The 7704-nt window shown below is 36.4% G+C and carries 6 protein-coding genes and 5 pseudogenes; 10 read left to right on the top strand and 1 reads right to left on the bottom strand.

Annotation, left to right across the window (positions count from 1 at the left end):
- The 9 genes and pseudogenes from ARSQ2_RS14835 to hemN all read left to right on the top strand — a co-directional run.
- A partial coding sequence (locus ARSQ2_RS14835) for a transposase (RefSeq protein ID WP_181994891.1) occupies positions 1–222 on the top strand: 222 nt, incomplete at its 5' end.
- Positions 223–237: 15 nt separating this feature from the next.
- Positions 238–667: pseudogene (locus tag ARSQ2_RS07360) on the top strand (PhoU domain-containing protein); the annotation flags it as partial.
- 164 nt (positions 668–831) lie between these two features.
- The gene (locus ARSQ2_RS07365) at positions 832–1656 is read left to right on the top strand and encodes an ABC transporter substrate-binding protein (RefSeq protein ID WP_181994892.1); all 825 of its coding nucleotides are present in this window, start codon (positions 832–834) and stop codon (positions 1654–1656) included.
- Between the two features lie 65 nt (positions 1657–1721).
- Positions 1722–2459, top strand: a complete 738-nt coding sequence (locus ARSQ2_RS07370; protein WP_181994893.1) for an amino acid ABC transporter permease — start codon at positions 1722–1724, stop codon at positions 2457–2459.
- A gap of 1 nt (position 2460) precedes the next feature.
- Entirely contained in the window at positions 2461–3192 is a 732-nt protein-coding gene (locus ARSQ2_RS07375; protein WP_181994894.1) for an amino acid ABC transporter permease, read from the top strand.
- 366 nt (positions 3193–3558) lie between these two features.
- Positions 3559–4548 (top strand): annotated as a pseudogene (locus tag ARSQ2_RS07380) (NCS2 family permease).
- A complete protein-coding gene (locus ARSQ2_RS12880) occupies positions 4545–4775 on the top strand; it encodes a hypothetical protein (RefSeq protein ID WP_238334388.1) in 231 nt (76 codons plus the stop codon). The pseudogene ARSQ2_RS07380 and the gene ARSQ2_RS12880 overlap by 4 nt, the downstream one beginning before the upstream one ends.
- Positions 4776–4976: 201 nt before the next feature.
- Positions 4977–5440, top strand: a pseudogene (yihI, locus tag ARSQ2_RS07385) (Der GTPase-activating protein YihI); the annotation flags it as partial.
- 289 nt (positions 5441–5729) lie between these two features.
- A pseudogene (hemN, locus tag ARSQ2_RS07390) lies at positions 5730–7104 on the top strand (oxygen-independent coproporphyrinogen III oxidase).
- Between the two features lie 45 nt (positions 7105–7149).
- Here hemN and ARSQ2_RS07395 read toward each other — a convergent pair.
- Positions 7150–7284, bottom strand: a pseudogene (locus tag ARSQ2_RS07395) (helix-turn-helix domain-containing protein); the annotation flags it as partial.
- A 196-nt stretch (positions 7285–7480) separates the two neighbouring features.
- Here ARSQ2_RS07395 and ARSQ2_RS07400 point away from each other — a divergent pair.
- Complete coding sequence (locus ARSQ2_RS07400) at positions 7481–7666, top strand: IS630 transposase-related protein (RefSeq protein ID WP_181994896.1); 186 nt, start codon at positions 7481–7483, stop codon at positions 7664–7666.
- The last annotated feature ends 38 nt before the right edge of the window (positions 7667–7704 follow it).

The raw sequence follows: 7704 nt of genomic DNA on the forward strand, positions 1-7704 counted from the left end.
CCAGTACTTCCTAAAAACAGTGTAATCATGATGGATAATGCAACTTTTCACAAGAAACAGAGTATTCAACAAGTCATCATCGATGCCGGGCATATAATGGAATATTTGCGTACCTATTCGCCAGATCTTAATCCAATTGAACATAAATGGGCACAAGCTAAATGCAAAAAAAGAGCGCTGGGATGCGACACAGATATTTTGTTCGCACTCAATATGGTGTAATCAAAATTAAGTCGCTTAGCTATAGTTGGTGATGTTGCTGATAAGATTTGTGAGGTTGCGTTGGAAAAGTTTTCTGAGCAACATCAATCGTTACTTGTTAGTCTGGAAGCTTTAGGCGGGCATACTATTCAAATGTTACATAATGTGTTGGATGCATTTGCCCGTATGGATCTGGATGCGGCAATTCGCGTTTATCTCGAAGATAAGATAAAAGGTTGATGAAGAGTATGAAGGTATTGTTCGCCAACTGATGACTTATATGATGAAAGATTCTCGCACTATTCCTAGTGTATTAACAGCGTTTTTTTGTGCGCGCTCTATTGAGCGAATAAGTGATCGTTCCCAAAACATTTGTGAATTTATTTTCTATTATTTAAAAGGGCAAGATTTCCGTCATTTAAGTGGGGATTTTGTAGAAAAAATGCTAACTAAGGGTGGTCATTAAAACGCTTTTCAGCGATTATTGAATGATTATTTTTTAGCTCACGCTTATTCCTATTTTGGAATAACCATAGATTTTTATATTATTTCATGTTCTAATTGCGAATTGATAATTTGACTTGAATAAACATAGATATACAAAAATTGACAGTAAAAGGTAATAGTGAAATGAAATTCAATCTTATTGCAACTGTATTATCTGTCACATTAGCCTTGGTTACCGGGTTGGCAAAAGCAGATAAATTGGAAAGTATCAAAAAAGCCGGTGTGATCCGTATTGGTGTTTTTGATAGTAATCCTCCCTTTGGTTTTATTGATGCTAAAACTAAAAAATTGGTGGGTTATGATATTGATATTGCAGAAGCGATTGCTAAAGATTTTGGTGTTAAATTAGTATTGCGTCCAACTAATCCAGCGAATCGAATACCGCTATTGACAGCAGGTAAAGTGGATCTGATTGGGGCTAATTTTACCATCACCAACGAACGTGCTAAGCAAGTTGAGTTTTCAATTCCTGATTTTGCTACTGGGCAGAAATTTATCGCACGTATTGGGGTATTAAAAACAGCTAATGATATTATTCCTTTGCGTATCGGTGCAGATAAAGGAACCGTGCAGGAAATTACCCTACGTGAACGCTATCCTAATACTAAAGTAATATCTTACGATGACACCCCGCTTGCTTTTGCTGCATTACGAAATGGCAATGTACAAGCTATTACGCAAGATGATGCCAAACTGATTGGTTTATTGGGGAACTTACCGGCAAAAATTAAAGCAGATTATGAAATCTCACCTTTTAGTCTTACACGTGAATATCAGGCATTAGCAGCAGCTAAAGGTGAAACCAATTTAATTAAAACGGTAAATAATACTTTATTGAAATTAGAAAAAAATGGTCAGGCAGAAATAATTTATGATCGTTGGTTTGGTCCAGAAACTAAAGCAGCACTATCTCGTGGTGATTTTAAATTTGCACCATTAGAGAAGTAAAAAATATTATTTTTAATAAAAATACCTAAATGAGTACTTCATCATAACATAAATAGGTTGCATAAATGTTTGAAGATTTTTTCTCTAGTCAGCTATTAGCCCCTGAATATCTTGATTGGATTGGGCAGGGCTTACAAATTACTATTTGGATCTCATTTTGTATCATAGTTGCCTCAACCCTGCTAGGGTTTGTTGTCGTTTCTGCTAAAGATAGCCATACCGTATTTTTGCGTTGGTTAGCAATTAGTTATATTTCACTATTTCGTAATACGCCATTATTAATACAGCTTTTTTTTTGGTACTTTGCTGCTGGAACGATATTACCAGAATCAGTTATGCAATGGCTAAATACACCCCATCAGCTGGCTATTCTCGATATTAAGCTCGCATGGCCATCATTTGAATTTTTGGCAGGTGTGATTGCCTTAACTCTCTACTCTACGCCTTTTATTGCTGAAGAATTAAGAGCCGGTATTTATGGTGTAAAGCAAGGACAAAAATTTGCTGCATTAGCATTAGGTTTATCTGGCTGCCAAGCCATGCGTTATGTGGTTTTACCTCAAGCGCTAAAAATCGCAATGCCGCCTTTATTGGGGCAGTATATGAATATTGTAAAAAATTCTTCCCTAACCATGGCAATTGGTGTTACTGAGCTTTCTTATGTTGCTCGTCACATTGAAAGTCAAAGTTTACAAACCTTTACGGCGTTTGGTGTGGCGACAATTCTTTATATTGCCATTATTGCCTTGATGGAAGCTTGGGGACAATGGCGTCAGCAGCGTCTATTAATAAAGGGACACTAACATGGATTTTACAGTGATTGCGGAAAATTGGCGCTATCTGTTATTTGGTACATTTCCTGATGGCCCTTTAGAAGGTGGAGCACTGACTCTGTTAATAAGTTTATTAGCAGGAAGTATCTCTATTTTTCTCGGTATTGCTGGTGGAATTGCATTGGCGATGTTAAATGGTTGGTGGGCAAATTTACTGGCAGCTGTGTTAGGTTTTTTTCGGGCTATACCTGTCATCATGTTAATTTTCTGGAGTTACTTTTTATTACCTGTTTTACTAGGTACGGATATTCCTGAATTGACGACCGTAATTTGTGCTTTAGCTTTGATCACATCAGCTTATTTAGCGCATGGAGTAAAAGCAGGTATTTTGGCTATAGGTCAAGGGCAATGGCAAGCGGGGATGTCGCTAGCTTTTACCCGTTGGGCGGTATTCTGGAATATTATATTGCCACAAGCGTTACGGATGATGATCCCCTCTTTTATTAATCAGTGGATTGCATTAATTAAAGATACTTCATTGGCTTATATTGTGGGAGTAGCAGAATTATCATTTTTAGCCACTCAAATAAATAATCGAGAAATGATTTATCCAATGGAAATTTTTCTATTTGTTGCTTTAATCTATTTCATTATGTGTTTTTCACTTGAGCTGATAGTAAATCAAATCTTACGTCGTTTAGAAAAAAATCGGTCACAGGCTCTATTATCAGGCAAGCCAAGCAAATCAGTTGGTTTGTTCTAGTGTCCGTTATTCTTTCTTGTGACTTTTAGAGGTAAGTGAAAGATTGGTAACATGGGTGGTTGATTCGTTGTTATTTATATCGCTCTCTTTTTGATTCCACGAAGTCTTATTTTAACGTAATGACTGTGTTGAATATTCATTCGCATAATTATGTCAGATATTGTTTTCCTTTTTCCTTTTTATAATTAACTATTTGGATTAATTTTATTGTAGGATAGAGTAAAAAAACTTTTTTATTAGGCTAAATATATCAACAAAACAGATCCGATCAGACGACAGAGTCTGCTTCAGCGCATGTTTAAATTACATGAACATGGTACGATAGTTCGAACAGAAATCATTGCCGGATTGACGACGTTTTTGACAATGGTTTATATCGTTTTTGTTAACCCACAAATTCTATCAATGCCGGGAATAAATATTAAAGCTGTTTTTGTCACTACCTGCCTGGTTGCAGCGTTAGGTATAGGTATTATGATGGGGCTCGTCGCCAATTTACCGGTTGCTGTTGCGCCTACGATAGGATTAAATGCCTTTTTTGCTTTTGTCGTTGTTGGTGCTATGGGCTATTCCTGGCAAGTGGCGATGGGAGCAATTTTCTGGGGAGCACAGTTGGTTTATTTCTTTTAACACTTTTTCATATTCGCTACTGGATCATTGCGCATATCCCTTTAAGCTTACGGGTTGGTATTACCAGTGGTAATTGGTTTATTTATTGCCATGATGGGATTGAAAAATGCTGGCATAATTGTTGCTAATCCAGATACCTTGGTGGCGATTGGTAATTTTTCCCAATCCAATGTGTTATTGGGGATCTTGGGATTTTTTATCATTGTCGTGTTAGCGGCGCGCAATATTCATGCTGCGGTGCTTTTTTCTATTGTGATCACCACGCTGATTCGTATGATTATCGGTGATGTCCAATATAATGGTGTTTTTGCGCTACCACCTAGCATCATGACGGTTGTTGGACATGTTGATATGATTGGTTCACTAGATATTGCTTTGTCTGGCATTATTTTCTCTTTCATGCTGGTTAACCTATTTGATTCTTCAGGAACCTTAATTGGTGTTACCGATAAAGCGGGTTTGGCTGATAAGACAGGTAAATTTCCGCAGATGAAACAGGCGCTTGATGTTGATAGTTTAAGTTCGGTCGCAGGCAGCGCAATGGGAACATCTTCAGTAACTGCCTATATTGAAAGTAGTTCTGGGGTTGCGATAGGTAGACGTACTGGATTAACCACAATTGTGGTTGGCGCGCTATTTTTATTAACAATTTTTATTTCACCGCTAGCTAGTATGGTACCGGCCTATGCAACAGCTGGCGCACTGATCTATGTTGGTGTCTTATGACATCGAGTCTAACACGTGTTGCGTGGCATGATTTAACCGAGTCAGTACCCGCTTTTATCAAAGCGGTTATGATGCCTTTTAGTTTTTCCATCACTGAAGGTATCGCGTTAGGTTTTATTGCTTACTGTGTCATAAAAATATCAACAAGACGGTGGCGTGAAATTGGTTTGGCAGTCGTTATTGTTTCGCTGTTATTTATTGCAAAAATTATTTTGATTGATGTGTAATAGCATTGATAAATAACTGAATAATTTATTTACATTACTTCGATAATTATTATACCGAAGTTTTTATTTATTCTAATTTTACCGTATCTAGTATAAGTCATCCACATATCATATTATTGTGTTAAATATAGAATTAAAAATCAGCAATGAGAGAAAACCCGTTATGTCGGAGCATAAGAAAAAAGCAACTAATAAGATGAAAAAAATCGTGAATCGCTAAATTTAGCCAGTCGTGAACGAAAAAAACAGAAAAAAAGCGCGGCCATATAGCAGGTAGTCGTTATCAAGAAAGATCTAATGCACAAAATAATAATTATCCATCAATGGAGAAAGATCCGCGCATTGGTAGTAAGAAACCGATCCCTCTACTCATTGATGCTAAAGAAGAAAAAGCCTTAAATACCAACAAGCAAAAAATAAACAAGGTAGAAAAATCAATATTATCACCCGCAGAAGAGTTGCTATTATTGGAAAATGATGAACGTCTGGCCGCGTTATTAACTGATCTTGAAGAAGGTAAAAAATTGGCCAAAGATGAAATGACTTATGTTGATAGTAAATTGGATCGCATTGATACTTTGCTGAAAATAGTTGGTATTGAGCTTGATGACGAAGAAGATGATGATAAACCAGATAATATTATGCGGCTTTTAAAAGGGAAGTAAGCATTGTTTGTTTCATAACTATTTAATAGTAAAAATGCCTGTTACTACCTAATAAAATAGTAATATTTATTATTGATTAATCATAAATAATTTATCAATAATTATCTTTGATTACAATAATTATCTTTGATTATCAATATTACTGATTTTAAATAGTTTGGTTAATTGGATTATTATTCCATTTACATCATCTTATGATAATCTCTCATCAGTTAAGATAGTGGCAGCGAATACAGTAATGTGAGTCTAGCTATAAGATAGCAGATAGTTATTATTGAAGGATAAAAATATGTCAGAGCAGGGTATTATTTGGGATCTTTCCCTCATTCAAAAATATAACTATACTGGGCCCAGATATACATCTTATCCAACTGCGTTAGAATTTAATCAACACTACAGTGATAGTGATTTTGCTATTGCTGCCAGTCGCTATCCTGAAAGACCGCTGTCTCTTTATGTACACATTCCGTTTTGTCATAAGCTGTGTTATTTCTGTGGCTGTAATAAGTTGGTGACTCGTCATAAACATAAAGTAGATAATTATCTGCTGGTTTTAGCAAAAGAGATCATAAAACAAGCGAAATTATTTACTAATCGTACTGTTACCCAAATGCACTGGGGCGGTGGGACACCAACCTATTTGAGTAAATCCCAGATCAGCCAACTACTGGCAATGTTGAAATCACATTTTTATTTTGCCACCCATGCCGAAATATCAATTGAAATTGATCCGCGAGAAATAGAATTGGATGTTATTGATCACTTGCGCTACGAGGGTTTTAACCGCTTGAGTATGGGCGTACAGGATTTTAATAAACAGGTACAGCATTTAGTTAACCGCCAGCAGGATGAAGATTTTATTTTCGCTTTGATTCAACGAGCCAGAGACACGGGGTTTATTTCTACCAGTATCGATTTGATTTATGGTTTACCGGAACAGAAAGAGGAAACGTTTGCTTTTACTTTAGAGCGAGTATTAGCCCCTTTCGCCTGATCGTTTAAGTGTGTTTAATTATGCCCATTTACCGGCTCTCTTTGCTGCACAACGCAAAATAAAACCGCAAGATTTACCGACAGCGGAACAAAAACTGGCTATTTTGCAGCAAACGATTTTCACCTTAACACAAAATGGTTATCAATTTATTGGTATGGATCATTTTGCTAAACCTAACGACGAACTGGCTATTGCACAACGTAATGGGATTTTACATCGTAATTTTCAGGGCTATACCACTCAGCAAAACTGTGATCTACTCGGGCTTGGCGTGTCAGCAATTAGCATGTTAGGCGATCATTATGCACAAAATCAAAAAGATTTAAGCGCTTACTATCAGGCCATTAAAAATCATCAACATGCATTGTGGAAAGGTTTATCTTTGACACAGGATGACTGTATTCGACGTGATGTCATCAAAACTTTGATCTGCAATTTTCATTTAGATTATGGTCAAATTGAAGATTGCTATCAGATTGATTTTAAAAATTATTTTTGTGCAGATTTACAGTTATTACAACCGATGATAGCAGATGGTTTGGTGATTGTTGGTCAAAGACAGTTGCAAATTACCCCTAAAGGCCGATTATTAATTCGTAATATATGTATGTGTTTTGATATTTATTTGCGCAACCAAATGCGTCAACGTCAATTTTCACGTGTGATTTAGTTGGTTACAGAGAATAGTCTAGCTGTACACTTCAGCGCTTTTTTACTACTCGATACTAAATTCTTTCAATTTACGAGTAATAGTATTTCTCCCCCAGCCGAGTAAGCGAGCTGCTTCTTGTTTATGACCTTTTGTATGGATTAAAGCCCATTCAAGCATTGTACGTTCAATCTGCAGTAAAACTTCCTGTAGTAAATTCTGTTTATTATTTTCGAATGCGGTTTTTGTCCAATTGGCAAGTGGATCAAGCCATATTTCGTTATTTGCCGCAGGTTTCTTTTTAGGCGAATAGAGAACTTGTTGATTTTATTGCAAATCTCTAGACAGATCTTGCGGCAATATAGCTAAGCGACTTAATTTTGATGACATTATTTATATGAGCTATTCAATTGATTTTAGACGTAAAGTAATATTTACGATGCAAGAAGAAGGGTTGAGTATCCGAGAAACAGCGAAGCAATTTCGGATTGGCTCTGCATCTGTATCGCGTTGGATTAATCAAATAGAGCCAAAAGCATCGACTACGCGTCAGCGAAAAATCGATAAATCCGAGTTGATATAGCTGGGCGACTTTAAAATGATTACAAGTAATTACTCTAT

It is taken from the genome of Arsenophonus endosymbiont of Bemisia tabaci Q2 (genome assembly GCF_902713415.1).
Classification (GTDB): Bacteria; Pseudomonadota; Gammaproteobacteria; order Enterobacterales; family Enterobacteriaceae; genus Arsenophonus.

What these genes read in the sequence shown, in the direction of transcription:
- ARSQ2_RS12880 (WP_238334388.1), top strand. Translation starts at nt 4,545, where the DNA reads ATGACATCGAGTCTAACACGTGTTGCGTGGCATGATTTAACCGAGTCA.
- ARSQ2_RS07400 (WP_181994896.1), top strand. Translation starts at nt 7,481, where the DNA reads ATGAGCTATTCAATTGATTTTAGACGTAAAGTAATATTTACGATGCAA.
- ARSQ2_RS07365 (WP_181994892.1), top strand. Translation starts at nt 832, where the DNA reads ATGAAATTCAATCTTATTGCAACTGTATTATCTGTCACATTAGCCTTG.
- ARSQ2_RS07370 (WP_181994893.1), top strand. Translation starts at nt 1,722, where the DNA reads ATGTTTGAAGATTTTTTCTCTAGTCAGCTATTAGCCCCTGAATATCTT.
- ARSQ2_RS07375 (WP_181994894.1), top strand. Translation starts at nt 2,461, where the DNA reads ATGGATTTTACAGTGATTGCGGAAAATTGGCGCTATCTGTTATTTGGT.